A 25,430-nucleotide genomic window follows, 5' to 3' on the forward strand; every position below is an offset into this window, starting at 1 on the left:
GGTTCTATGCTTTTGCGAAAAATTTTTGGCTATGTTTTTTGCGCTTCTTTAGCTTGTTCTTTCATTTCAGTAGTTGTAGTTTCTTTTCGTACCGAGCCGACAACCCCTTGCATAGCAATCTTCTCTTCATTCTCTCATAATTCGCTTAGCGAATGTATCGAGAGCTGCCAAAAAGAGCTTGTAAGTTTTGGCAACATGCCTTCTATTTCACTATTTAATGCTGAAGACAATGTGGTCAAAGCAAGAAAAATTGCTCGAAATCTTCATAAAGACCCCAATATCGTTACAATTGTTACCCTAGGACCCATCGCTACCAAAGTAATGAGTCAAATTGAGACGCAGAAGCCGATCATCTATGCTGTGGTCCCTTCAGGAGAAGCGCTCCGCTTCCCAAAAGAACAAGCCAATATCTATGGGGTCCATGATAGTGTAGATATCAATCAGTGCTGTTTTGCAATTCATGCTGTAACCAACAACGCGACTTCTTTGATTTACCTGCAGCCTCATGAACCTTTCCCCTCTTCTTTGCAAGAAGAAATCACCACGAAGCTCCGCGCCTCAGGGATTAAAGTAACGGGACTTCCGATCTCCACAGCAAATGTTTCTTCCCGTATTCAATTTATTGCCGAAAATCGTCCATCCGCAGTCTTTTTCCCTCTTTCTTCCTTATCAGAAAAAATGGGAACCGCGCTGATTAAAAGTATCTTAAAGGAAAATATTCCTCTCGTTACCGATGATTCTTCTCTTGTTACGGAAGGAGCATGCGCGGCATGCAGTGTAGACTATAAATTATCTGGGAAACAAATCGCCCATATCGTCCGCTATTTGCTTAGCAAAAAAAATAAGGAACAAAACCCTCACCAAATCAGCACAGAACCCATTCTTTCCAAAATAACCTTTAATGAAGAGATCATTCGACTCCTAGGTTTGCCCTTTAATATGGCTCCAGTCCATCAATGCATCTCTTTCCATTCAGCAGATAACCCAGGATTAGTTGCTGTACAAACCCCTTAAAATATTTTATTGCCACCCCCTATCATCATCGGACACAGATTCTGAATCCAAGCTTTCATCCTGCGGCATGACGAACAGAGAGTCTTCTGCTGCGCCATCCCGCAACCGATCTCGCAAAGAACGCGGATCTTCTAAAGGAGGGTTAGAGCCTAAATAGGAAGCATACGGATTGGTGAATACCCCTGGACGCGTATAATAATCCGTACGTTTAGAATGAATCCCAACCTTATTTGAAATCCAACGAAAGAAACGTAAAATTTGTTGATACACAGCTCGTAAAGCACTCATTAAGTGCTCCTGGCAAAACTGATATGCTTTTTTCCATGCACAGCAACATGCGTTTGCCTCTTCTTTGGAAAAATCCTCATCCAGATCGAAAGACTCCCCTTCGTGCAAACGTTCTGCTAAAAGTGCTAAGTCATAAATCGATTGATGTAAACGCCCCACCTCTCCATGGGACCGAAGTTTCCATTCCCCTTTTGCATCTATCTCTAATCCCAGTTTTTTCAATTGAGAAAGGACGGCTTCGCCATCCTTACCCAGCTCCAACAACAGGTCCTTTTGAGAAATTCCACGAAGTGTTTTGTGTAAGTCTGCCAAAGAAGAAGTAACCAACCCCGCATGATGGCGCATCCCCTTTGCCATCCTTTTTAGTGAAGAGCGAGTATTTACCAATCTATTACGGACAGAAAGAGATCCGGGCCGCGTATTTTTGGCTACCCCCTCTTTACGATCACTGGCACGTCTTGAACCTTTTAATGAACCTTTACCGTTCACCTCTAAAGATTCCAGCTGCTCTTCACCAGAAGCAATCGCTTGAAAAATAGCTTCTAGATCTTCTTCTACTTGCTGAACATTTGCTTCATTCTTTTCTACGACATCAGCAACAACATCAGCAACTTCGAGCTCTCCAATAGCGCCCCCTAAAATTGGGGATGACATCAGACCATCTGATTGGATGATAGGAAGCGCAACCTGCTGAACTTCTGCAGCAGATTCATTTTTCTCGACAGCCGTAAAAGAAACGGTCTGGCCAGAGGGAAGGACTCCTTCAGGATTCACCTCCTCGTCCCCACTAGCTCTGGGAAGTCCATCTGGAGAAGCCCCCGATGCTCCTTGTATAGCAACCATAGAAATTAAAAAACAAAAACCAGAATAAAATTAATTTTATTTGACAAACACTCGAAATATCAAGGCATTAAAAGAAAACAAATCGAAACTAATTAAAATACAGAGAGAACCAAAATTACAAAGATTGATCCAGAAACCCTCCTATGCTAAGATTCTCCTTCACAAAAACAAATACAAAGCCCTCGCCTCCCTATGAGAACATCTCTTTTGTTTTACAGAACCTCTAAGAATACCAACAAAGAAGCCTCTGTTCTTTCCTATGAACTTCTTGAGAAAGCCGGCTACCTTTTCAAAACATCTAAAGGAATTTACTCATACGCCCCTCTTTTCCAAAGAGTTGTCTTAAAAATGACGGAGATCATCCGTGAAGAGCTCAACGCCATTGGAGGTCAAGAAGTTTGTCTCCCCCTATTACAGTCGGCAGAATTGTGGCAAAAAACGGGCCGTTGGGATGCTTTTTTATCAGAAAAACTACTCTATGTCCTTAAAGACAGAGAGAATCGAGAGATGTGTTTAGCTCCTACCCACGAGGAAGTGGTTTCAGAGTTCGTAGCCCAGTGGCTATCGGGGAAAAAACAACTACCTATCCATTTATATCAAATTGGAACTAAGTTCCGTGATGAAATTCGGCCTCGATTTGGACTCATGCGGGCAAAAGAGTTTTTAATGGAGGACAGCTACACATTCTCAAGCTCTCCAGAGCAAATGGATGAACAATATGCAAAACTTCGTTCAGCCTATCAGCGCATTTTTGATCGATTGAACCTCAAATATGTCATTGTTACCGCTGATGGAGGGAAAATTGGTAAAGGAAAATCTGAAGAATTTCATGTCCTCTGCTCACTTGGAGAGGATACCATTTGTGTGAGCGGCTCCTATGGAGCCAATTTAGAGGCCGCACAGGCTATCCCTCCATCCTACGCATACTCCTCCGAATTTCTCCCCTTAGAGGAAGTTGAAACTCCAGGAGTTCGAACTATTGAAGAGTTAGAGGCCTTTTTCAAAGTCCCTAAACAACAAATCATGAAGACTATAGTTGTCAAAGCTTGCAAAAAAGGCTGCGAACAATTTGTTGCCATTTGCATTCGTGGAGACCGCCAAGTCAACCTAATCAAAGTCGCTTCTTTCTTACAAGTAGATGACTGTGAACTCGCTTCTGATGAAGAGATACTCAAACATCTCCATGTTGAAAAAGGATTTATTGGACCTTTATGTTGTCCCATCCCCTACTATGCAGATGAAACAACACGCCCTATGACAAACTTCATCTGCGCAAATAATCAAAAAGATACTCATTGCAAATACGTGAACTGGGAACGAGATATTCCTCTTCCGACCTTTGGGGATTTTCTTTTGGCAGAAGCTGGAGATCTCTGTCCTCAAAACCAAGGAGCCCCCTATGAAATTTTCCAAGGTGTTGAAGTAGCTCATATCTTTAATCTTGGAACGCGCTACACGGAAAGTTTCTCTGTAGATTTCCAGGATGAGAATGGGGATAAGCAACTCTGTTGGATGGGTACATACGGCATTGGAGTAGGAAGGACCCTGGCTGCTTGCATAGAACAATTGGCTGATGACAAAGGAATCGTTTGGCCTTTGGCTATTGCTCCGTTCTCTATTACTCTGCTTTATAATGGTGGCGATACCGAAGGAGAGGCTCTGGCAACACAATTGTATCACAGCCTAAATACAGCAGGTTTTGAGCCGCTTCTCGATGATCGTAATGAGCGTCTTGGCTTCAAATTAAAGGACAGCGATCTACTGGGAATCCCCTATAAATTAATTATTGGGAAGTTTTTCCAGAAAACAGGACTACTTGAGATCGAATCTCGAACAGGAGAAAAACAGAATCTATCTCCCGACGATTTATTAGATTGGTGTTCTAAAAATCTTCCTTGTCACACGAGAAAAATTCCTCCCATCCGAGAAATCTAGCACTCTTTGCTCGCGAGCGCTAAAATTCTTGACCTGAGGATCGAGTTTTCCTATAATGACACCGACTTATGGAAAATAGAATAGAAATGTCCCAACTGCGAGCATCAAAAAAAGATTCTAAGGTTTCGCACGTCCTACTTATGGCCACTAAGCTTTATTTAGAAAGTGGCCAGCCCGTAGGCTCGAAACTTCTCAAAGAAACTTATTGTTCCGATCTAAGTTCGGCAACGATACGGAATTACTTTGCTCAATTGGAAACAGACGGCTTTTTAAGAAAAAACCATATCTCAGGGGGAAGAATCCCTACCGATCTTGCTTTCCGCTATTATGCAGACCACTGCGCTCCCTTTCTTGAACAAGAAGAGCTTTTAACAATTCAACAAAAACTGGGAGCTTTACCAGAGCACAGCAAAAATATCGTAAAAGACCTACAAAAAGCTTCTGAAATTCTCTCAGAGATCTTACAGCTCCCTGTTTGTTTTTCTTCTCCACGTTTTGAAAGCGATTCGGTAACAAACATTCAACTAGTCGCTATAGATGACCAACGCGTAGTGTTTGTACTTTCAACAGAGTTCGGGCAGGTGTTTACAGATGTTCTCTGGCTTCCAGAACAGCTTCCCGAGAACTCGTTGCAAAGAATCGAACACTTTTTACAATGTTATCTACGAAAACAACCCTCAGACAACCTTCTTTCTCAAAAAGAAGAAGATCTTGGTATGACCTTGTACAACGAAGTTGTGGTCCGTTATCTTACTCGTTATTGCCACTTCAGCGAGGAAGATCTGTACCAAACAGGGTTAGCTAGGTTACTCAAATATGAAACCTTCAAAGATCCTGAAACGCTTGCTCAGGGACTTGCTTTTTTTGAAAATCGCAAGCATATGTGTACACTTTTAAATGCGTATCTACACAAAGAGACTCCCACTGCGTTCATTGGCCGAGAGCTATCAGATATCCTAGAAACCACGGATCCTTCGTGCACAGTAATCACTGTTCCTTACTATATGGATCGTACTCCTCTGGGAGCGTTTGGTGTGCTAGGCCCTATAAATCTCCCCTATCAACAGGTGTTGAGCACGCTCTCTTTATTCACAGAACGCTTGAAAACGATTCTAACCCAAAGTTTTTATAAATTTAAATTGTCTTTCAGAAAGCCTTGTCCGACCGACTCTAGATCTTCTCAAAGACCGGCAGAGTTGACTCGACGCTCTTCTATAAAATTATTACCTGCTAAGGAGCTATCATGACAGAAACCCCAAATACCTCGTCGGAAGAAATTCAGACTAGCGAGCCTTCGCCTGATAACGAACTTCAAACGCTCCAACAAGAAAACGCTAATTTAAAAGCCGAGTTGCAAGAAAAAAATGATCGTTATCTTATGGCTCTCGCTGAAGCAGAAAATTCGAGAAAACGTCTACAGAAAGAACGTACAGAAATGATGCAGTATGCTGTAGAAAATGCCCTTCTGGATTTTCTCCCTCCAATAGAAAGCATGGAAAAAGCTTTAGGATTTGCCTCTCAAACATCTGATGAGGTGAAAAATTGGGCCATAGGATTCCAAATGATCCTGCAACAATTTAAACAGGTATTCGAAGACAAAGGTGTTGTTGAGTACTCTTCAAAAGGGGAACTCTTCAACCCATATTTGCATGAAGCTGTAGAAATCGAAGAAACAACGACTATTCCCGAAGGGACTATCTTGGAGGAATTTACTAAAGGTTATAAGATAGGAGATCGTCCTATTCGTGTAGCAAAGGTAAAAGTAGCAAAAAGTCCTGCTAAAGGGAATACAGACAGTAACGAAGAAAAAGAATAATTATCCTAGAAATTAGGTGTTCAATATGAGCGAAAAAAGAAAGTCTAACAAAATTATTGGTATCGACTTAGGGACGACTAACTCTTGCGTCTCTGTAATGGAAGGCGGCCAACCTAAAGTGATCGCCTCTTCCGAGGGAACTCGCACAACCCCTTCTATCGTTGCTTTTAAAGGTGGCGAAACTCTCGTGGGAATCCCTGCAAAACGTCAGGCTGTAACTAACCCAGAAAAAACGTTGGCTTCTACTAAACGGTTCATTGGTAGAAAATTCTCTGAAGTCGAATCCGAAATTAAAACCGTTCCCTACAAAGTAGCAGCTAACTCCAAAGGAGATGCTGTTTTCGACGTAGAAAATAAACTATACACTCCAGAAGAAATCGGCGCTCAGATTCTCATGAAAATGAAAGAAACTGCCGAAGCTTATCTTGGAGAAACCGTAACCGAAGCTGTCATTACTGTGCCGGCTTACTTTAATGACTCTCAAAGAGCCTCCACAAAAGATGCTGGACGCATTGCAGGATTAGATGTTAAGCGCATTATCCCAGAACCAACAGCCGCAGCTCTTGCTTACGGCATTGATAAAGCGGGAGACAAAAAAATCGCCGTATTTGACTTAGGAGGAGGAACTTTCGATATCTCTATCTTAGAAATTGGTGATGGAGTCTTTGAAGTTCTTTCGACAAACGGGGATACTCACTTGGGAGGAGACGATTTCGATGAAGTTATCATCAACTGGATGCTCTCTGAGTTCAAAAAACAAGAAGGAATTGACCTGAGCAAAGATAACATGGCTTTGCAAAGATTAAAAGATGCTGCTGAGAAAGCAAAAATCGAATTATCCGGAGTATCTTCTACAGAGATCAATCAGCCATTCATCACGATTGATGCTAACGGTCCTAAACACTTAGCTTTGACGCTAACTCGTGCCCAATTTGAAAATTTGGCCTCTTCTCTCATTGAGCGCACCAAACAACCTTGTGCTCAAGCTTTGAAAGATGCGAAATTATCTGCTTCAGACATCGATGATGTTCTTCTTGTTGGAGGGATGTCTAGAATGCCCGCAGTGCAGGCTGTTGTAAAAGAAATCTTTGGCAAAGAACCTAATAAGGGCGTTAATCCGGACGAAGTAGTAGCAATTGGCGCAGCTATTCAAGGAGGAGTCCTTGGAGGAGAAGTGAAGGATGTTCTTCTGCTTGACGTGATCCCTCTCTCCTTAGGGATTGAAACTCTAGGAGGAGTCATGACTCCCCTCGTAGAGAGAAATACAACGATCCCCACACAGAAAAAACAAATCTTCTCTACAGCAGCAGACAACCAACCAGCTGTAACCATCGTCGTTCTTCAAGGTGAGCGACCAATGGCGAAAGACAACAAAGAAATTGGACGGTTTGATTTAACAGATATTCCTCCAGCTCCTCGTGGTCACCCACAGATCGAAGTCACCTTCGATATTGATGCTAATGGAATTTTACACGTATCTGCTAAAGATGCTGCCAGCGGACGTGAGCAGAAAATCCGCATTGAAGCAAGCTCCGGATTGAACGAAGATGAAATTCAACAAATGATCCGTGATGCAGAGCTCCATAAAGAAGAAGATAAGAAACGAAAAGAAGCTTCTGATGTGAGAAATGAAGCGGATGGAATGATCTTTAGAGCCGAAAAAGCTATTAAAGATTATCAAGACAAGATTCCTGCAGAGCTTGTTAAAGAAATCGAAGAGAAAATAGAGAAGGTTCGTCAAGCTATGAAAGACGAAGCTTCCACGACAGCTATTAAGGCAGCTTCCGATGAGCTTAGCGCTCACATGCAAAAAATCGGAGAAGCTATGCAGGCTCAATCGGCATCTGCTGCTGCTGCAAACGCTCAAGGCGGACCTAATATTAACTCTGAAGATTTGAAAAAACATAGTTTCAGCACACGCCCTCCAGCAGGAGGAGACACGTCTTCTACAGATAACATTGAAGACGCGGATGTTGAAATTGTAGATAAACCTGAATAGGATCTCTGATCATATTTTTCTTAAACAAGAGCCTCCCATTTCTTAAAATGGGGGGCTCTTGCCCTCTAAAAAATTCTCTTTTTTTTTTAAATCCTACATTACACTTCTTTCTTAAGAGTAATTAATCCCTTTGTTCATGTATGCTAGTAGTACGTATCTTGACTGCTATAGCATAAACGTTTTTTCTAAGAGGCGTTGTATCATTAAAACCCGGCTGCCCTACTACCCCTAACTTCAAGATGCACAATATTTCTTGGTAGTTTGAGAAGCGAGACTGTACCGGCAGTACGACAGTAATGGAGTTTAGCTTGTGGGAAAAGCTAAAAACAAAAAGAAAGTTCTAAAAAATAAAAGACAGGTTTTGGTTCCTGGTATTTTATTCATTCATCCTAAAAAGGGATTCGGTTTTGTCACTCCAGATCAGCCAGAACTGTACCCTTTTGATATCTTTGTTCCAGCTAATGACCTAAAAGGCGCCTTAGATGGAGACCATGTTCTTGTCGCTCTCCCCTTCTCTCAACGTGGAGGAGAAAAAATAAAAGGAGTAATTCACAAAGTACTCGCTCGAGGGAAACAGGTCTTAGTAGGGACTGTCGTTTCTCTTATCAGTCCGACCTTAGCCTTGGTTTATGTGAATGCCATAAGTCCAGAGAGTCCTGTGAAAGCAGAACTTCTCCCTAAAAGGACTTACAAGACCGGCGATCGTTTACTACTAAAAACTCCTGTGTGGAAAGAGAATTACCCAAGTAAAGAGCCTCCTCCTTTGGTGATGTTAGAATTCATGGGGAATATCTCTAATGCTAAAACCGATTTTCCTGTGATTAAGGCCGAATTTTCGATCACAGAAGAATTCCCCGAGGCCGTTATTCAAGAAGCTGGCCAGTTTTTACAAAAACACATTACACAGGCCCTACACTCCAGAAAAGATCTCCGGGATCTTTTGTGTTTTACCATAGACTCTTCTTCAGCTAAAGACTTCGACGATGCAGTCTCGCTGACCTACGATCAAGAGGGAAACTATATTCTTGGGGTCCATATTGCCGACGTCTCCCACTATGTTACCCCAAACTCGGCTTTAGATAAGGAAGCATCAAAACGCTGCAATTCGATCTATTTCCCTGGAAAAGTCATTCCTATGCTACCTTCGGCTCTTTCCGACAACTTATGCAGCTTAAAACCCAATGTAGATCGTTTAGCGGTATCTGTTTTCATGACCTTTTCCAAAGAAGGATTGCTTTCGGATTACAGAATTTTACGTAGTGTCATTCGCAGTAAATACCGTATGACCTACGATGAAGTAGATGCGATTATTGAAAAAAAATTACCCCATCCCATCTCTAAAACTATTTTAGAAATGGACAAATTGAGCCGTATTTTTGCGGATATCCGCGAGCAACGTGGATGCATGCGTCTTGTACTTCCTTCTTTCACTATGTCTCTCGATAATCTACAAGAACCCGCGGCGCTTGTTGAAACCAAACAGACTGCTGCACACAAACTCATTGAAGAGTTCATGCTGAAAGCTAACGAAGTAATCGCCTATCATATTTCTCATCAGGGAGTCACTATGCCTTTCCGGATACATGAACCTCCGAATGAAGAAAGCCTCCTTACTTTTAGAGAAACCGCGAAAGCCTTAGGCTTCACGATCACGCAAACTCCTGCACAAGAACCTGATTATCAGTACTTGTTACACACAACTTCTGCAAACCACCCTCTGGAACCTATTTTGCATTCTCAGTTTGTGCGAAGTATGAAGACCGCATCGTATTCTACGGAGAATAAAGGACATTACGGACTTTGTTTGGATTACTATACCCATTTCACTAGTCCTATTCGTCGATATGTGGATCTTATTGTTCACAGGCTCCTATTTCACCCTCTTTCTGTGGAAGAAAACCATCTTGAACAAATTGTTCGTGCATGTTCATCACAAGAACGTGTTGCCGCAAAAGCTGAGGGAGCGTTTATAAATATGAAAAAGGCTCGCTTTTTGAAAAAGTTTTTTGAAGAGCAACCCGCCTCCCTTTATAAAGCTTTTATTATCACTGTATCTCCAGAAGGGCTCTCCTTCGTTCTTCCTGAATTCTGTCATGAAGGTTTCATTCCAGCCGCTAAGCTCCCTAAAGAGTATGTAATCAAAACAAAGCTTGGGGTGGAAGATCTCCCAGAGCATCTACGCCCAGGAACCTCCATTTTCGTACAGCTTTCCTCTGTTACCTTACTTACCCAGGCCATTGAATGGACATTAGTGGAAGCTAAAGAGAAGCGCTCATCGAAAAAAAAGAAAGCTGGGTCTAGCGCAACGAAAGAAAAGAAAAAAGGCAGCTCTAAAACGAAGAAAAAATGAAGAAAAGCAGCGGGTTTCTCTCTGTTCTTTCAAAAAATTATTCGTTAGATCCCCGCTCTTTTTTTGAAAAAGATTTTCTTAAACAAAAGGTGCTTTACTTCTTGCAGAAAAAGCGGTAAACTTGCCGTTTCGTCTGGGCAAACTCATTCGCGTCTTTTTTTTTCAAAAGCCCCTTTTGAAAAGTTGGGGGAACGCATTCAGATTTTCTGGATTAGAGGGAGCCGGCAGTACAAGCTCATATCAAGGTAAGGAAAGATTTCCATGCATGACGCCCTCCAAAGTATTTTGGCTATCCAAGAGCTCGACATTAAAATGATTCGTTTAATGCGGGTCAAACAAGAACATCAAAAGGAGCTCGCTAAAATTCAAGCTTTAAAAACGGATATCCGTCGCAAGGTTGAAGAAAAAGAATTAGAAATGGAGAAACTCAAAGAGCAGATCAAAGGTGGCGAGAAGCGCATTCAAGAAATTTCTGATCAGATCAACAAATTAGAAAATCAGCAAGCTGCTGTAAAGAAAATGGATGAGTTTAATGCTCTAACCCAAGAGATGACAGCAGCCAATAAAGAGCGCAGAACTCTAGAACATCAACTCAGCGATCTCATGGATAAACAAGCTAGCGGGGAAGATCTTCTTGTCTCTTTAAAAGAGAGTTTGTCTTCTACAGAAAATAGTAGCAGTGCTATCGAAGAAGAGATCCGAGAGAATATTCGAAGAATTAACGAAGAAGGGCGTTCTTTATTAAGTCAAAGAACACAATTGAAAGAAGCCACAGATCCAGAGTTATTTAGCATTTACGAACGACTTCTCAATAACAAGAAAGACCGTGTTGTTGTCCCTATTGAAAATCGTGTTTGCAGCGGCTGCCATATAGCCCTTACCCCTCAGCATGAAAACTTAGTGCGCAAACAAGATCATTTGGTATTTTGCGAACACTGCTCACGAATTTTATACTGGCAAGAGCTTCAGGCGCCATCAACAGAAGGCACAATGATCAAACGTCGTCGTCGTCGTACCGCCGTGTAACGAACTAATCGGAAGAGCAAGGCAGCCGCTGGAGCAGTTTGTTTAAAGCTGATATCAGAGGAAAGTCCGGACTTCATAAGAAAAGATGCTGGAGAAATTCCAGGGGCCGAGAGGCTACGGAAAGTGCAACAGAAAACACTCCGCTATAAATTGCAAAATTTATAGACAGGCTGAAAAGTCCTACTTTAGGAGTAGGAGCTGCTGGGGAGACCCGGTAGACCTGTAAACCCCATCTGAAGCAAGAGAAAAAGTCTTTTGTCTCTGCAAAGAACCTCTCTACGGGAAGGTTCAGACTTTTTCATAATCGCTTGAGAAGTATAGTAATGTGCTTCCTAGATGAATGGCTGCCCGCAGGCAAGAATTTTTATTCGCGCTTGTTGACAGAATCCGGCTTACTCGCTCTTCCGAGCTTTTTTATTGCAATAATCCCGCCCTAGCTAACGTATGCATATGTAATAACCCAACGACAAAACGTTGATGTTGGGCGTCTACCACAGGAAGCACAGTCACAGGATTGCCTGTTTCCATCATCTTTAAACTCAAAAGAATATCCGCGTCTTCCGAGATTGTCTTAGGTTTTTTCGTCATGACCCGTTGCAACGGAAACTCCAATACATCTCCGCCACATTCAGAAAGCCCTCGTCTTAAATCTCCATCCGTGAATATCCCTAATAACTCAAATTGCTCATTCACTATGCATACACATCCGTAACCATACGAAGAAAGTACAGTAAGAGCTTCTGAAACACTAGTGGATGGAGAACAAAAAGGAACTTCCGTCTTAGGGAAAAAATAATCTTTGACTTTCCCATTGGCTTTCAAACCGATCTGTCCGCTTGGATGATTCCTCCCGTAGTCCGATAAGGAGATTTTTCGAGAGTGCAAAACCGTCATTGCCAAAAGATCCGAAAAGAGCAACTGACAAGTTGTCGACGTTGTAGGCATAAGATTAAAGGGATCCAACTCTTCTAACTTAGGCAGTGTCACAACAAAATCAGCAGAAGCTGCCAGATTAGAACAAGGAGATGCTGTGATCCCCACTAAAAAAACTTGTCGATTTTTAAGATGCGGAATCCATTCTAAAATCTCTTTAGTCTCTCCGCTATTCGAAAATAAACAAACAATATCTCCTGAAGAAACAACTCCTAGATCCCCATGAAGAAGGTCGCCAGAAAGAAAAAAAGCTTTTTCTCCAAAAGATTGCATAGTGGCAACTAATTTACGAGCGATGCAACCGCTTTTTCCTACTCCAGAAAAAAACACTGCACCCTGATGCTCCAAAAGCTTTTCTGTAAGCAGACGAACACTAGCACACTGAAAGTTTGCGAAATACTGCGAAATCATTTGTCTTTGCTTATGAAAAATATCCAAACAAAGGTCTTCTGCAATACCTGGCATGTGCGTTAACTCGCTCGTCTTATTAAAAACTTTCTTTTAGCTCATCGTAACAGACTCTAAGCGATTTTTCAAAGCGGTTAAAAACTCTCCTCCATAAATTCCATCTAACACGCGATGGTCAAAAGTCAGGGTAACGTACACCATTTTCCTAATAGCCAAAGAATCATCGTCCCTAACAACAACACGTTTTTGGATAGTCCCAATCCCTAAAATAGCTACTTCTGGATAACGAATAATGGGCACGCCGATAAGAGCCCCAGTCATGCCAAAATTCGTGACGGTAACACTTCCGCCTCGAGTTTCTAAAGGATCTAATTTATTAGCGCGTGCTCTAGAAGAAAGATCTGCGAGAGCTTTAGCTATACTCACTAACCCCTTATCCTGACAGTTATGAATAACAGGAACAACCACACCCTCTTTATTTAGGTTTACAGCCACTCCTACATTAACAGCTTTCTTTAAAACAATCGTATCTCCATCCAAAAATCCATTAAGAAGGGGGAACTGCTCCAAAGATTTAGCTAAACACTGTATGATAAAACTCGTGATTGTGAGCTTAACACCATGAGCTGCCGCAAAACGCTCTCGCTCTAGAGAAATAAGATGTAATAAATCCGTAACGTCCACATCAACAACCAAAGAGGCATGCGGCACCTCTTCTGAGGATTGCTGCAAAGAAGAGGCTATAGCTCGGCGTAGCGGAGACATTGGGATTCTATTTTCTTCTTTAGAACAACACACATCTTTAGCGTCTCTTTTATCAACAAGATAACGTTCCAGGTCTCTTTTAGTAATTCGACCTTCCTCTCCTGTACCACGAATCTGTTGCAATTCCTGGAGATCCATTCCCTCTTTGTTTGCTATTCCCAAAACTGCTGGGGATAGCCACTGCGACCCATTTTTTAGAGAAGGTTCTTTAGATTCCTCCACATGAGCTTGTACAGGATCCTCTGATGCGGAACTTTCTCGCAAACGAGCCAAAACATCTCCAGAGGAAACCTCTTCCCCCTCTTGAACCAAACACTCTTCTAAAATACCTGCTTGTGAAGGAGCTAGCTCTGTTGCGATCTTATCTGTTGAAACCTCGATCAACGGCTCATCTTTTTGAATAAAGTCTCCGACCTGTTTCAACCAGCGGACAACTATACCCCCAGATGCGGTTTCCCCTATCTTTGGAAATCGAAACTCGAACATGAATCCTCTTATTTATGAACTAGTAAGCGAGGTAGTTGTTTAACTCAAATTCATGCGAATACACAGCTCTTTTAACCGTCACAAGCTATTAACAACGACCGCGCTTACTGAAAAACATTAAATATGTCCCATGTTACACTAAATACTTTTTGCAACTACAGAAAAGAATTCGAGGGGGGAGAGTTAAAAAGAAAACGAAGAAAGTTTTTCTTTCTTCGTTAAGAAAAGACCTTTCTACCCATTTTGAGGAAGGATATTCTCCTCTTGTTCAGAAGAACACTCTCCTTCTCCTTCGGCAATATACAAGGCGACAACAGCATCTCCTAAAATATTCATAGGCGTTCCGATAATATCGCGTAAGCGATCGATACCAGCTAAGACTGCAATCCCCTGGATAGGCAGGCCGACAGAAGCAAGTACAGAACCGAGGGTGATCATTCCTCCCCCAGGAACCCCAGCACTCCCCACAGCTGAAAATGTCGCCGTGACAACTAAAAGAAGCAGACTGGTTAAAGAAAGTGGGCAATTATACGCTTGAGCAATAAAAACTGCTGCCATTCCCTGAAAAATCGCCGTACCATTCATGTTTACGGTTGCTCCTAAAGGAAGCACAAATCCCGATATCTCTGAAGAAACTCCAAGATGTTTTGAAACACAACGCATGGTAACAGGCAGTGTAGCAGAACTGCTTGCAGTCGATACAGCGCAAGAAATGGCATCCATCATGGCCGACAAAAATCCACTAAATGAGCGTCTACATCCTAACCGAACCAATCCGCCAAACACCAATATAGCATGACAAATACAAGCGATGTAATAAACAACAAGGAATTTTCCTAATTGCAGTAAAACTGTTAACCCATGATTCCCAGATATCCAAGCCATACTTGCTGCTACTCCGTAAGGAGCAAAAGACATAATCATATTTACCATGCGCAGCATAATTTCATTACACCCATGAATTAGCTGTTCGACAGGGCGAGCCGCGGCTCCCGCTAAACGCATAGAAACTCCTGTGAACAAAGCAAATATGATGATTTGCAGAATATTCCCTTCAACAAAAGAACGTATAGGATTAGAAGGAAAAATTTGGCCAAAAGTCGTTAAAAAGCTCGTACTGCTAGGTTGTCCCGATATAGAAGAATAAGACGCATCGAACCCATGAAGATCGCAGCCCTTCCCAGGACAGAAGAAGAGCGCAAAAGCCAGACCAATACCTATCGCAACAGCAGTTGTGCCTAAATATAATCCCAGACTTCTTAAGCCTATACGCCCTAGTTTTTTCATATCGCTAATCGAAGCGATTCCCAAAACCATGGAGCAAAAGACCAAAGGATACACTACCATACTCAGTAGATTCAAAAATATATCCCCAAAAGGCTTAACAAATGCTGCTTTGTCTTCTAGAACTAAGCCGGAAACAACTCCAACGATCAATCCTATAAAGATTTTTACCCATAATTTCATGTAGTCACCCTCTTATTTTTCCGGACGGCTTCTATTGCATCCAACATGGCTACCATTCGTTCTTCGTTGCTCACACAAGAAAACCTCATGCGGACTTCCCCTATGGGCAACGACATCTCCTCAGCGAGCGATCCTATTTTTATGCTATCCTTTTCTGTGCATAAGAGCCCCACTCCTTGGCGCAAAATAATTTTTTTACAGAAAAGATCTAACTCTTGTTTGGTTATCCCCTCGTGGTCGGGCAATAGATGCGTTCCTAAAATATGGATCCCCTCTTTCCTTAACATAGTCAAAAACCCTTTTGGGAATCCTAAACCACAAAAAACCCCCACTCCCAAACCTTTCCAACGATCCCGAGGCATATTCGCAGACATATTCAACCAAACAATCTCCGAAATCTTCGGTTCAATAACAATCTTGGCTTCGGAATTGAATCGATCCAACTCGCGCAGATCAGACGGAGAACACCGACCATTAACTATGATGTAATTCGCCTCACCTAATCGTTCCGGAAAATCCCGAAGTCTCCCTTTTGGGAAAAAAGCTCCTCCTCCAAAGGGGTCTGATCCATTCACCAGCACAATGTCGATATCTTTATGAATACGCTTATATTGAAATCCGTCGTCTAGTAACAACACATCGAAAGCTTCTGCACTTTTTTCAGCCAGAGCTCTGCGATCTTTTTGTATCCTTACTGTTCCTGCAGGCAAATACTTTGCTAAGAGCAAAGGCTCATCACCAACACACGAAGCCGAGTGAAGCAAAGGATCCACAATAACAGAAGACTTCCGCCGACTATACTTTCCTTTGTATCCTCTAGACAAGACCGCACAAGAAAGTCCTCTTTCCCTTAAGGCTTGAGCCAACCACAACACCAAGGGGGTCTTCCCTGTCCCACCAACAACAATATTCCCCACACTCACAACTGTTGCCTGTACCCGATGCGGAGATCTTGAAATCTTATGTCGCAACCAAACAACACAAGCAAACACTCTAGCAATAACTCCCCACACCAAGCCCAAACGATCAGACAAAGCTCCAGAAGTCGCAGAGATAATAAAATGACGGGAAAGGTCTCGAATACCAGAAAAGAAACTGAATCTCATGGGCGTCCCTTTACTCAAGTTCTTGCTAAACGAACAACCTGCAAAAACATGACAACCCTAAAGGGCTGAGACAGACTCTTCGTCCTCTTTACCCAAACAGCCCCTCCAAACAAGGACATTTCTCAGGATCGCATATAAAACGTTAAAAATCAAGTTTTAAAGCCGAAGATCAAACTTGATGTCAAATACTTCTTTGACGAACGATTTCATAAGCAACAGCTGCAACAGAAGAAGAGAGGTTCAAAGAGTCCGCTTTCCCTAGCATTGGCAAAGCAATACTACAAAAGCTTCCATCTAACCAAGAGGGGGAAAGACCATCTTTCTCAGAACCAAATACTACAGCTAGTGGTTGGCAAAAATTTTGATCAAAATACATAGTTTGTGCTGACGGAGTCGTTGCAAAAATCTTCCACTCTTGTTCTCTCACCAAAGCTAAGACCTCTCCCAAAGAAGCCTGCCAAACGGGGACAGTAAACACCGTCCCTAGGGAAGACCGAATCACATTGGGATTATACAAATCAACCACAGGATCACAAAGAATGACCCCATCAACCCCTGCGCCATCCGCTATCCTCAATAACGCCCCAATATTGCCAGGTTTTTCGGCTTGCTCAACGATCAAATAAAATGGCTGCTGATTTTTGCGCCGGAATCCTAAGAACTCTTGGCAAGACAGCTGTTTTTTTTCAAAAACAGCTATGAAATGATCTGGATGCTCCTTAAAAGAGAGTCTCTCTAAGACTTCTTTAGAACAATAAAATTTTTCAATTCCCAGAGAAGAGAGCTCTTTATCAAAGTCCCGCTCTTTCTCTGAGATCGATTCCCCACAAAACACATAGAGACACCGGTAACCAGAAATCAACGCCCGATGAATCTCTCGGAACCCTTCTAATAAAAAATATGGACTATTACGCGCCCGTTGGCGCTTCAATGCAAGCGCTGCTTTAACGCGCGCGTTATTTTTTCCTATAAATTCCATTGCGCAAAGACTCCTGAAGGCAACCGTTGATCCCCCTCACCACAAAAACTTTCGCCTACACGCCACCCCTGCAAGGGAAGCATAGGAAGCGCCCTTCTAGCTAAACAGTGCAAAAACTCTGGGGTATGCCCCGGTGTATGAGAAGTAATGAGCATATGCGAAAAAGAACTAGAAAGTAGCTGTGAACACAACTCTAATAAAAAGAAAAAATCTCTCTCTATTTTAAAGGTCTCTCCATCTGGTCCTCTCCCATAGGTTGGAGGATCTAGAAGAATTATATCATAAGTTTTTCCTCTACGAATTTCTTTCTTTAGAAAGGAAAAAACATCTTCAATGATCCAAAAAATTCTTTTTTCAGAAAAAGAATTTCCCTCAACGTTTTTTTGAGCCCATTTAACAGCGGCTTTAGAAGCATCTACATGATAAACAGTAGCGCCCTGCTGTGCACAAAAAATGGAAGATGCCCCAGTATATGCAAATAAATTCAAAACTTTGCAGGAAGACTTAGATAAAGAGGGCCGTAGATCCCGCCAGAATGTAGCATGTTCAGGGAAAATTCCCACATGACCAAAAGGGGTAAGCTTTAACAAGCATCGCACTGAATCGATGGTTATCCACCACTCTTTAAGATTGTGATTACGGAATTTCCACTCACCCTTCTCCCCTACACGGATAAACTCTGCAGAATGTTGTTTCCATAAAGAAGGTTGCGTCTTTGGCCAAATCGCCGTAGCAGCAGGGCGGATCAAAAGGACATCCTGGAATCGCTCTAGTTTCTTCCCATCCCCACTATCTAGTAATTCATAATCCATCATATGCCTATCTTTTCGGACTGAAATCGCATCACCGCATCCACCTGCATTTTTGTCATCATATCAGGCTCTATGTTTACTCGAGACCCAACCCTCTTGTATCCCAAAGAGGTCCGTGCTCGGGTCTCTGGAATCACGCTGACAGAAAAGATATCACCCCGGACTTGCGCGACCGTTAAACTAATACCATCAATGGCAATAAAACCTTTTTCAAGAATATACGGCACCAGATGTGCTGGCGCCTTAAAAAACATATAAGATTTTTCCACAGCAAGGATAGAGCCTACACCACAGACATGCCCAGAAACAAAATGGCCACCTATTTCATCCCCCAATCGAACAGAACGCTCTAGATTCACCATGGTCCCCACTGTATAATCTTTAATCGTGGTACAGGCCATGGTCTCTTCTGTAACATCAAAAAACAGCAGTTCATATTCTCTTTTGACCAAAGTCAAACATATTCCATCAACAGAGAGACTACTCCCTGGAGCTCCATCGATTAATTTACGGGCAAAGATTCCTATCTCCATGAAATCCCCGTAATAGTTGACAAGCTCTACCCGAGCGACCTCTTGAATAATGCCTGAAAACATAGATACCCTAACGCCTTGCTAGGCTATAACAAAATATTTCTTAGTGACTTTAAGGAACTAGATACACGACAAAGCCTCTCGGATCACATAGAAGCAAACTTCGGTTGCTTATAATCAAAAAATGATTATACTCCGAGACCGTCTGTAGAGAAAACTCTCCCTAGGACAGAGCTCTTTTCAGCACGAGAGATAGGATTTTATCCATTAAAATAAAAACCGTGGTATCTTGAGCGTCCTGCAAATGTTAGGCGACCTTTGAAAAAAAATCACCACAAATCACAATCAAGAATTGTGTTACCAGATCCCCCAACCCATCTCTTTCTTGTATTTCTGGAGGACCTGTTAGTAGTCCACAAGGATCCAATGTTTGAATTTTAGGAGGAATCTCCCATGCTATGCCCATTTTGTAACCATGGAGAGCTTAAAGTTATCGACTCTCGAAACTCTCCAGAAGCTAATGCAATTAAACGACGCCGAGAATGCTTACGATGTAATCAAAGATTCACAACATTTGAAACTGTAGAGTTAACTGTACAGGTGTTAAAGCGAGACGGTCGTTACGAAAATTTCCAAGAATCTAAGCTTGTAAATGGGCTGAAAGCAGCTTCCAGTCACACAAGAATTGGTCAAGAACAGGTACAAGCCATAGCTTCCAATATCAAGCAAGATCTTCTGGGCAAACAAAATCGAGAAATCTCTACCAAAGAAATAGGCGAACTAGTAATGAAATATCTAAAAAAAGCAGATATGATTGCCTACATTAGATTCGCCTGTGTTTACAGAAGATTCAAAGATGTTGGGGAACTCATGGAAGTGTTATTATCTGCGACACCAGACGGTGAAAAATAAACATGAAAAGGAGAATTTTATGCCCCTAACGGCCGAAGAAATAGCCGATTTTAAAGCTCGCCTTCTCGAGATGAAGGCTAAATTATCCCATACTTTAGAAGGGAATGCTCAAGAAGTAAAAAAACCTAATGAAGCGACCGGCTATTCGCAACACCAAGCTGATCAAGGCACAGATACATTTGACCGAACCATCAGTTTGGAAGTAACAACTAAAGAGTACAAACTTCTTAGACAAATTGATCGCGCTTTAGAAAAGATCGAAGAAGCTTCTTATGGTATTTGTGATGTAAGTGGAGAGGAAATTCCGTTGGCAAGATTAATGGCAATCCCTTACGCTACAATGACCGTAAAAGCTCAAGAAAAATTCGAAAAAGGACTTCTTTCCGGAAACTAGTTATAATGCCGACCCGCTCTTTATCAACCTTCCTTACTCTCCTACTCCTAGCCTCTCTTGATTGGGTCTCAAAACTAGTTGTGTTACTTAAGAGTTGTCAACTCTCCCCCCACTCCCCGGCTTTACTTTATAGCTATGTGTGGGGACACTTTTCTTTTCTCATTACCCCTTCCTTCAATGAAGGAGCGGCTTTTGGTCTATTTGCTCAACATAAAGTCCCTCTTCTCATTTTCCGCATTTGCGTTATCTTAGGCCTTTCTCTTTTCTTAGGAATTAAATATAGATCTTTACACACAAGAACACGAATTGCTTTAACACTAATTCTAGCAGGAGCTCTAGGTAACGTAGGGGATATCGCTCTACATGGGCGGGTTGTTGATTTCCTTTCCCTCAACTACTACTCTTGGAGTTTCCCTTCTTTTAATTTAGCAGATACCTTTATCTCCGCAGGCACCCTTCTGCTTGTTGGGCACCTATATTTTAGCAAAGACAGCAAGAAATATTTTTAATTTGCTTCTCGTCAAAGGATCCCCTACCAAACAAAAAGGAAAAAGGAGATAATAGTAGAGTTATTTTTTTCAAAAAAATTAGTTTAAATAGCATCTTATGAACGCATTTCTATCTTTCTTAACGGCTTTTGATGACTTTATTTGGTCATACATAGCGTTTATTTTGATCCTTTCGCTCGGAGTTGTGTTCACATATAAATCTAAGTTTGCACAATTCACTCAGCTCCCTTCTTTTTTCAAATTGTTTTACCAATTTTCAAAAGAAGCTTCGTTAAAGGAAGAAAATCATAAGAAAGGCGTTCATCCATTAAAAGTTTTTTTTGCATCTGCCGGAGGGAATATCGGCATAGGGAATGTTGTCGGAGTGGTCACCGCTGCCTGCGTTGGAGGCCCCGGGGCTCTTTTTTGGGTATGGGTAGCCGGAATCCTTGGGTCTATCGTTAAATATTCCGAAGTGTATTTAGGAATTAAATTCCGACAGTCCGACGCAAACCATGTTTATCATGGAGGCCCCATGTTCTTCCTTGATAAAGCCTATAAGACCCGTATCGTCTCTGTCATTGTAGCAGTTCTTCTTTGCATTTATGGGGTAGAGATCTACCAGTTTTCGGTTATTGCGAATACCCTATCCTCCTGCTGGAACATTCCCAAGCTTCTCTCTATTGCAACCCTTCTCTTTCTGGTTGTCTATGCCGTGCAAGGAGGATTGCAGCGGATTGGGAAAATCTGTTCCTTAGTTTTACCTTTCTTTATGTTGGTTTACTGTGGAATGGCTTTTTATATCCTTGTTCAAGAAATTCATACACTCCCAACGCTTTTCTCAACTATTTTCCACTCAGCCTTTACAGGCCACGGAGCCATTGGAGGATTTGCAGGATGCACTGTTGCTTCAACGATTCGTCAAGGACTTTCTAGAGCCGCTTATTCAGGAGATATCGGCATTGGCTTTGATTCGATTATTCAAAGTGAAACATCTGCTACCAACCCTCAAACCCAAGCCCAGCTTAGTATTGTGGGAGTCATTGTCGACAATCTTGTCTGTACATTAAGTCTTCTCATAGTCCTCGCTTCTGGAGTTTGGCACAAGGCTGGGCTTGAAGGATCAGAGATTGTGGAACAAGCACTCTCCTCATACTTCCCCTATATCCGCGTATTTCTTCCTGCGTTCCTTTTTGCAACGGGGTATACAACGATTATTTCCTACTTCCTTGTTGGGAAAAAATGCGCAAACTTTATTGGCGGAGGCAAAGGATCTTATTTATATACTCTTTACGGCATAATGGCTTTACCCGCTTTCTGCTTCCTACCACAAGACACGGCATTACTCGTCATGTCCGTCTCAGGAGCATTGTTGTTATGCCTCAATCTATTCGGAGTTTTTTTAATGCGAAAAGAATTGGTCTTCCCTGAAAAAACCTCTGAAACCCGTGAAGCATCTGGCCCCTCTCTCTCTTCTTAAGAAGAGAGAGAGACATAAAGCTGTTGCTGATCAAAGCAGCGTCCCTTATATATGGTCCTTCTAACCCATGAGAACTTTTAGAAACCCATAGGTAACTTTGTCTTTATAAATAAGGTTTTTTCTACTACAGAAAGAGCCTTCCCAGAGGAGAGCAAAACTCCCTCTTATTCAAGGACAAAATTCCTCCAGACTTTTTAACTTCCAATGTCATATAATGATAGCTTGCAACCAAGAACTTCTTTCGCCTAGAGGCTTAGATTTGCTCAGCAAAAATTCTAATTCTAATCTTACCCCCACGATATTTTATCCATCAGACCATAATATTGATCTGCAAAGCTTCTCTCCTCACGCTCTTTCTGTTGTGAAAACATTAAAAAAGGCGGGATACGAAGCCTATATCGTTGGAGGATGTATCCGAGATCTATTGTTAAAAAAAGAACCTAAAGATTTCGATGTCTCTACTTCCGCTAAACCAGAAGAAGTCAAAACCTTATTCAAAAATTGCATTCTTGTAGGTAAACGCTTCCGTTTAGCGCATATCCGCTTCCCTAATCAAATTATAGAAGTCTCAACCTTTAGATCGGGGAGCAACGAAGAAGATTCGTTGATCACAAAAGATAATCTGTGGGGATCTGCTGAAGAGGATGTGCTGCGCAGAGATTTTACTATTAACGGCCTTTTTTATGACCCTAGCGCAGAAGTCGTGATCGACTATACAGGCGGTGTTGAGGATTTAAAAAATCGATATTTAAGAACAATCGGCGATCCTTTTCTTCGTTTTAAGCAAGATCCAGTGCGCATGCTGCGCTTATTAAAAATTCTGTCTCGCTACGACTTTACTGTCGATCCCAAAACTTTAGAAGCTCTTCAAGAGTCTCGTCATGAATTAATCAAAAGCTCGCAACCTCGAGTCTTTGAAGAGCTTATCAAAGTCCTGAGCTCTGGAGAATCTACGACGTTCTTCCAACTAGCTTCTGAATACCGAATCTTAGAAATCTTATTCCCCTATATGGCTAAGGCTTTTAGCCTGAGCAAAACTCTACAAAATCAAACTTTTGCTAGCTTGACGGCTTTAGATACTAGGGTTCGACAACGCTCTTTCTGTTTAGAAAGACATCTTCTGTTAGCGATATTGTTGTTCCCTATCGTGAACTTCAATGTTCGGTATAAGTATAGTCAGCATCCTACTATGTCCATCCAAAATATCTTTGACTATATCAAAAACTTTTTAACAGAATTTTTTGCAGACTCTTTTACCAGTTGCTCCAAGAAAAATTTTATTCTGACAACTTTGCTTTTGCAGATGCAGTATAGACTGACTCCGCTGACTCCTTTGAAAAAAGAAAGAAAATCTTTCTTTAATAAAAAATTTTTACGCCACACCTACTTTCTTGAAGCCCTTTACTTATTAGAAATCCGCAGCAAGGTATATCCAAAAGTGAAAGCTACATATGAGGAGTGGCTCAAACATTATGAACAAGCCTCGGAGTGACTTTCTACGTGCATTTGGGAAATTTTCTCTCCCTATAGATTTACAATGAGCTATTATGTTTCCCCAGAAAATCACACTTTGGTTATACCCCTTAGGGCTTTTTGCTAACCTCTTCTTTGGTACAGCATTTTGTGTTCAGTGGTTCTTAACTAAGAAGAAAGGAAGCTCTTTCGTTCCCAAAATTTTTTGGCACCTGTCCAGCACTGGAGCAGTTTTGATGATCTGCCATGGATTTATCCAAAGTCAGTATCCTATTGCCCTGCTCCATTCCTTCAACCTGATTATTTATTTCCGGAATCTCAATATAACTTCCTCCAATCCCCTTCCGGTCTCAAAAATCGCCTCTTTATTGGTAGTGACCGCAACAGCAATTACGTTATCCTTTGCGATCGGCACATATTATCTTCCCCACATGACATGGATGGCATCTCCAAATATCCTACATTTGGATCTTCCAGAAGCCAATTTTTCATGGCAGATGATAGGATGCATCGGATTAACGATCTTTTCTTTAAGATTTTTTATCCAATGGTTTTACCTAGAATATAGAAATCATACATCCCTTCCCCTTCCTTTCTGGAGGGCCAGCCTATTGGGGGGATCTATTTGCCTTGTTTACTTTTTACGAACCGGAGATCTCGTCAATGTTTTGTGCTATGGATGTGGACTATTTCCTTCTCTGGCAAATCTTCGCATTGCCCGTCGAGAATCTCTTCACAAACCTTTTAGCAACAGCTGCTTCATCTCTGCAGGGGAACATAGCGGTGATACTCTAGGCGCAAATGTATTAAAAGCAATTCAAACAAAATACCCAGACATACACTGTTTTGGTGTAGGAGGGCCGCAAATGCGCGCTCAAAAATTTTGCGCGCTCTTTACCATGGAAACGTTCCAAGTTAGCGGATTCTTGGAAGTGTTTCTAGCTTTGCCTAAATTATGGTACAGATACCGCCTTCTGTATAAAACGATTCTTAAACAAAACCCTCGCGCGGTCATCTGCATTGACTTCCCCGATTTTCACTTTTTATTAATAAAAAAGCTTCGTTCTCTCGGATATAAAGGGAAGATCGTGCATTACGTGTGCCCTAGCATATGGGCTTGGAGGCCTGCAAGAAAAACTACTTTAGAGAAGCATTTAGACTTGCTTCTATTAATCCTTCCTTTTGAACAAGCGTTGTTCCAGGATTCTCCCCTCCGTACAATATATCTGGGGCACCCTCTTTCTGAAACTATCCAGCTTTTCCGTCCTAAACAAAACTGGAAGGAACAGCTCCATCTTCCCCCCAACAAACCCTTCGTTGCAGCTTTCCCAGGAAGCCGTCGAAGCGATATCCTGCGTAATCTTATGATTCAGGTACAAGCTTTTCAGGCATCAGATTTTGCGACAACACATCATTTGCTTGTATCTTCGGCGCACCCTGAGTATGACCACCTTATTCTGGAAGTTTTGCAACAAAATCGTTGTGTGCATAGTCATATTGTTCCCGCTCAATTTCGTTATGAATTGATGAGAGAATGTGATTGCGCTCTTGCAAAATGTGGAACCATTGTTTTAGAAACAGCTCTGAACCTTACTCCAACAATAGTCACCTGTCAACTCCGTCCTCTAGACTCCTTTTTGGCGAAATATATTTTCAATATTATCCTGCCAGCCTACTCTCTCCCTAATATCATTCTAGGAAGAACCATTTTCCCAGAATTTATCGGGGATAAAAAAGATTTTCAATATGAGGACGTTGCTGCAGCGTTAAACATCCTTAAAACATCTTCCGCTCAAGAACAACAAAAAAACGCTTGTAGAGAGGTGTATGAGGCCATGAATGAGTCTACATCAACCATGAAAGAGTGTCTCTCTCTTATATTCGAAACCAGTTAACACCTCTATATCAGCGACTTACGGAAGA

General features: G+C 41.9%; 22 protein-coding genes and 1 other RNA gene. 14 read left to right on the forward strand and 9 right to left on the reverse strand.

Annotated elements, in window-relative coordinates; all coding sequences use genetic code 11:
- The first annotated feature begins 6 nt into the window (after window positions 1–6).
- Window positions 7–1,014, forward strand: a complete 1,008-nt coding sequence (locus B6E89_RS02135; protein WP_080133056.1) for an ABC transporter substrate-binding protein — start codon at window positions 7–9, stop codon at window positions 1,012–1,014.
- Between the two features lie 6 nt (window positions 1,015–1,020).
- On the opposite strand, the gene B6E89_RS02140 is transcribed toward B6E89_RS02135, so the two are convergent.
- The gene (locus B6E89_RS02140; protein ID WP_080133059.1) at window positions 1,021–2,151 is read right to left on the reverse strand and encodes a CT392 family protein; all 1,131 of its coding nucleotides are present in this window, start codon (window positions 2,149–2,151) and stop codon (window positions 1,021–1,023) included.
- A 186-nt stretch (window positions 2,152–2,337) separates the two neighbouring features.
- Here B6E89_RS02140 and B6E89_RS02145 point away from each other — a divergent pair, with 186 nt between their 5' ends.
- From B6E89_RS02145 to rnpB, 7 genes are all read left to right on the forward strand, one after another.
- Window positions 2,338–4,080, forward strand: a complete 1,743-nt coding sequence (locus B6E89_RS02145; RefSeq protein WP_080133061.1) for a proline--tRNA ligase — start codon at window positions 2,338–2,340, stop codon at window positions 4,078–4,080.
- Between the two features lie 68 nt (window positions 4,081–4,148).
- Complete coding sequence (hrcA, locus tag B6E89_RS02150; protein WP_087877858.1) at window positions 4,149–5,327, forward strand: heat-inducible transcriptional repressor HrcA; 1,179 nt, start codon at window positions 4,149–4,151, stop codon at window positions 5,325–5,327.
- A complete protein-coding gene (locus B6E89_RS02155; RefSeq protein WP_035406480.1) occupies window positions 5,324–5,896 on the forward strand; it encodes a nucleotide exchange factor GrpE in 573 nt (190 codons plus the stop codon). Before hrcA ends, B6E89_RS02155 begins: the two co-directional genes overlap by 4 nt.
- 25 nt (window positions 5,897–5,921) lie before the next feature.
- A complete protein-coding gene (gene dnaK, locus B6E89_RS02160; protein WP_080123046.1) occupies window positions 5,922–7,895 on the forward strand; it encodes a molecular chaperone DnaK in 1,974 nt (657 codons plus the stop codon).
- A gap of 310 nt (window positions 7,896–8,205) precedes the next feature.
- The gene (locus tag B6E89_RS02165) at window positions 8,206–10,245 is read left to right on the forward strand and encodes a ribonuclease R family protein (RefSeq protein ID WP_080128455.1); all 2,040 of its coding nucleotides are present in this window, start codon (window positions 8,206–8,208) and stop codon (window positions 10,243–10,245) included.
- 261 nt (window positions 10,246–10,506) lie between these two features.
- A complete protein-coding gene (gene cdsZ, locus B6E89_RS02170) occupies window positions 10,507–11,271 on the forward strand; it encodes a zinc ribbon domain regulatory protein CdsZ (protein ID WP_035406487.1) in 765 nt (254 codons plus the stop codon).
- Window positions 11,272–11,280: 9 nt separating this feature from the next.
- Window positions 11,281–11,682: RNase P RNA component class A (gene rnpB, locus B6E89_RS02175), an RNA gene on the forward strand.
- A 3-nt stretch (window positions 11,683–11,685) separates the two neighbouring features.
- Here rnpB and B6E89_RS02180 read toward each other — a convergent pair.
- From B6E89_RS02180 to B6E89_RS04950, 8 genes are all read right to left on the reverse strand, one after another.
- The gene (locus B6E89_RS02180) at window positions 11,686–12,669 is read right to left on the reverse strand and encodes a KpsF/GutQ family sugar-phosphate isomerase (RefSeq protein WP_080133064.1); all 984 of its coding nucleotides are present in this window, start codon (window positions 12,667–12,669) and stop codon (window positions 11,686–11,688) included.
- A gap of 36 nt (window positions 12,670–12,705) precedes the next feature.
- Window positions 12,706–13,863, reverse strand: coding sequence for a dihydrolipoamide acetyltransferase family protein (locus B6E89_RS02185; RefSeq protein ID WP_080126650.1), 1,158 nt, complete (start codon window positions 13,861–13,863; stop codon window positions 12,706–12,708).
- A gap of 234 nt (window positions 13,864–14,097) precedes the next feature.
- On the reverse strand, window positions 14,098–15,330 hold the full coding sequence (locus B6E89_RS02190; protein ID WP_035406496.1) for a dicarboxylate/amino acid:cation symporter: 1,233 nt from the start codon (window positions 15,328–15,330) through the stop codon (window positions 14,098–14,100).
- Window positions 15,327–16,436 (reverse strand): tetraacyldisaccharide 4'-kinase, encoded by a 1,110-nt coding sequence (lpxK, locus tag B6E89_RS02195; protein WP_080133066.1) that lies wholly within the window; start codon window positions 16,434–16,436, stop codon window positions 15,327–15,329. Before lpxK ends, B6E89_RS02190 begins: the two co-directional genes overlap by 4 nt.
- 181 nt (window positions 16,437–16,617) lie before the next feature.
- Window positions 16,618–17,415, reverse strand: coding sequence for an RNA methyltransferase (locus B6E89_RS02200; protein ID WP_080123813.1), 798 nt, complete (start codon window positions 17,413–17,415; stop codon window positions 16,618–16,620).
- Entirely contained in the window at window positions 17,403–18,230 is an 828-nt protein-coding gene (locus tag B6E89_RS02205; RefSeq protein ID WP_080133069.1) for a class I SAM-dependent methyltransferase, read from the reverse strand. Before B6E89_RS02205 ends, B6E89_RS02200 begins: the two co-directional genes overlap by 13 nt.
- Window positions 18,227–18,823: a riboflavin synthase subunit alpha gene (locus B6E89_RS02210; protein ID WP_080133072.1), complete on the reverse strand. Its 597-nt coding sequence runs from the start codon at window positions 18,821–18,823 to the stop codon at window positions 18,227–18,229. The genes B6E89_RS02205 and B6E89_RS02210 overlap by 4 nt, the downstream gene beginning before the upstream one ends.
- Window positions 18,824–19,067: 244 nt before the next feature.
- Window positions 19,068–19,226: a hypothetical protein gene (locus tag B6E89_RS04950; protein WP_157779247.1), complete on the reverse strand. Its 159-nt coding sequence runs from the start codon at window positions 19,224–19,226 to the stop codon at window positions 19,068–19,070.
- Between B6E89_RS04950 and nrdR the strand changes: the two genes are divergently transcribed.
- The 6 genes from nrdR to lpxB all read left to right on the forward strand — a co-directional run bounded on the left by nrdR (window position 19,214) and on the right by lpxB (window position 25,402).
- Window positions 19,214–19,672 carry a transcriptional regulator NrdR gene (gene nrdR / locus B6E89_RS02215; protein WP_035406508.1) on the forward strand — a complete coding sequence of 153 codons (459 nt, stop codon included), beginning with the start codon at window positions 19,214–19,216 and terminating at the stop codon, window positions 19,670–19,672. The genes B6E89_RS04950 and nrdR overlap by 13 nt on opposite strands.
- A 19-nt stretch (window positions 19,673–19,691) precedes the next feature.
- Window positions 19,692–20,066, forward strand: a complete 375-nt coding sequence (locus B6E89_RS02220; protein WP_035406511.1) for a TraR/DksA family transcriptional regulator — start codon at window positions 19,692–19,694, stop codon at window positions 20,064–20,066.
- 5 nt (window positions 20,067–20,071) lie between these two features.
- Window positions 20,072–20,575 (forward strand): signal peptidase II, encoded by a 504-nt coding sequence (gene lspA / locus B6E89_RS02225; protein WP_080121472.1) that lies wholly within the window; start codon window positions 20,072–20,074, stop codon window positions 20,573–20,575.
- Window positions 20,576–20,672: 97 nt separating this feature from the next.
- The gene (locus tag B6E89_RS02230) at window positions 20,673–22,034 is read left to right on the forward strand and encodes an AGCS family amino acid carrier protein (protein ID WP_080126653.1); all 1,362 of its coding nucleotides are present in this window, start codon (window positions 20,673–20,675) and stop codon (window positions 22,032–22,034) included.
- Window positions 22,035–22,248: 214 nt separating this feature from the next.
- Window positions 22,249–23,526, forward strand: coding sequence for a polynucleotide adenylyltransferase PcnB (locus tag B6E89_RS02235; RefSeq protein ID WP_080123052.1), 1,278 nt, complete (start codon window positions 22,249–22,251; stop codon window positions 23,524–23,526).
- 55 nt (window positions 23,527–23,581) lie between these two features.
- Window positions 23,582–25,402 carry a lipid-A-disaccharide synthase gene (gene lpxB / locus B6E89_RS02240; protein ID WP_080133075.1) on the forward strand — a complete coding sequence of 607 codons (1,821 nt, stop codon included), beginning with the start codon at window positions 23,582–23,584 and terminating at the stop codon, window positions 25,400–25,402.
- Window positions 25,403–25,430: the final 28 nt, after the last annotated feature.

Origin of the sequence: Chlamydia suis, assembly GCF_900169085.1 — a bacterium.
Classification (GTDB): domain Bacteria; phylum Chlamydiota; class Chlamydiia; order Chlamydiales; family Chlamydiaceae; genus Chlamydia; species Chlamydia suis.

What these genes read in the sequence shown, in the direction of transcription:
- B6E89_RS02180 (WP_080133064.1), bottom strand. Translation starts at nt 12,669, where the DNA reads ATGCCAGGTATTGCAGAAGACCTTTGTTTGGATATTTTTCATAAGCAA.
- B6E89_RS02135 (WP_080133056.1), top strand. Translation starts at nt 7, where the DNA reads ATGCTTTTGCGAAAAATTTTTGGCTATGTTTTTTGCGCTTCTTTAGCT.
- nrdR (WP_035406508.1), top strand. Translation starts at nt 19,214, where the DNA reads ATGCTATGCCCATTTTGTAACCATGGAGAGCTTAAAGTTATCGACTCT.
- lpxB (WP_080133075.1), top strand. Translation starts at nt 23,582, where the DNA reads ATGTTTCCCCAGAAAATCACACTTTGGTTATACCCCTTAGGGCTTTTT.
- lpxK (WP_080133066.1), bottom strand. Translation starts at nt 16,436, where the DNA reads ATGAGATTCAGTTTCTTTTCTGGTATTCGAGACCTTTCCCGTCATTTT.
- B6E89_RS02190 (WP_035406496.1), bottom strand. Translation starts at nt 15,330, where the DNA reads ATGAAATTATGGGTAAAAATCTTTATAGGATTGATCGTTGGAGTTGTT.
- B6E89_RS02230 (WP_080126653.1), top strand. Translation starts at nt 20,673, where the DNA reads ATGAACGCATTTCTATCTTTCTTAACGGCTTTTGATGACTTTATTTGG.
- dnaK (WP_080123046.1), top strand. Translation starts at nt 5,922, where the DNA reads ATGAGCGAAAAAAGAAAGTCTAACAAAATTATTGGTATCGACTTAGGG.
- B6E89_RS02210 (WP_080133072.1), bottom strand. Translation starts at nt 18,823, where the DNA reads ATGTTTTCAGGCATTATTCAAGAGGTCGCTCGGGTAGAGCTTGTCAAC.
- hrcA (WP_087877858.1), top strand. Translation starts at nt 4,149, where the DNA reads ATGGAAAATAGAATAGAAATGTCCCAACTGCGAGCATCAAAAAAAGAT.
- B6E89_RS02200 (WP_080123813.1), bottom strand. Translation starts at nt 17,415, where the DNA reads ATGGAATTTATAGGAAAAAATAACGCGCGCGTTAAAGCAGCGCTTGCA.
- B6E89_RS02205 (WP_080133069.1), bottom strand. Translation starts at nt 18,230, where the DNA reads ATGATGGATTATGAATTACTAGATAGTGGGGATGGGAAGAAACTAGAG.
- lspA (WP_080121472.1), top strand. Translation starts at nt 20,072, where the DNA reads ATGCCGACCCGCTCTTTATCAACCTTCCTTACTCTCCTACTCCTAGCC.
- B6E89_RS02155 (WP_035406480.1), top strand. Translation starts at nt 5,324, where the DNA reads ATGACAGAAACCCCAAATACCTCGTCGGAAGAAATTCAGACTAGCGAG.
- B6E89_RS04950 (WP_157779247.1), bottom strand. Translation starts at nt 19,226, where the DNA reads ATGGGCATAGCATGGGAGATTCCTCCTAAAATTCAAACATTGGATCCT.
- cdsZ (WP_035406487.1), top strand. Translation starts at nt 10,507, where the DNA reads ATGCATGACGCCCTCCAAAGTATTTTGGCTATCCAAGAGCTCGACATT.
- B6E89_RS02145 (WP_080133061.1), top strand. Translation starts at nt 2,338, where the DNA reads ATGAGAACATCTCTTTTGTTTTACAGAACCTCTAAGAATACCAACAAA.
- B6E89_RS02235 (WP_080123052.1), top strand. Translation starts at nt 22,249, where the DNA reads ATGATAGCTTGCAACCAAGAACTTCTTTCGCCTAGAGGCTTAGATTTG.
- B6E89_RS02185 (WP_080126650.1), bottom strand. Translation starts at nt 13,863, where the DNA reads ATGTTCGAGTTTCGATTTCCAAAGATAGGGGAAACCGCATCTGGGGGT.
- B6E89_RS02220 (WP_035406511.1), top strand. Translation starts at nt 19,692, where the DNA reads ATGCCCCTAACGGCCGAAGAAATAGCCGATTTTAAAGCTCGCCTTCTC.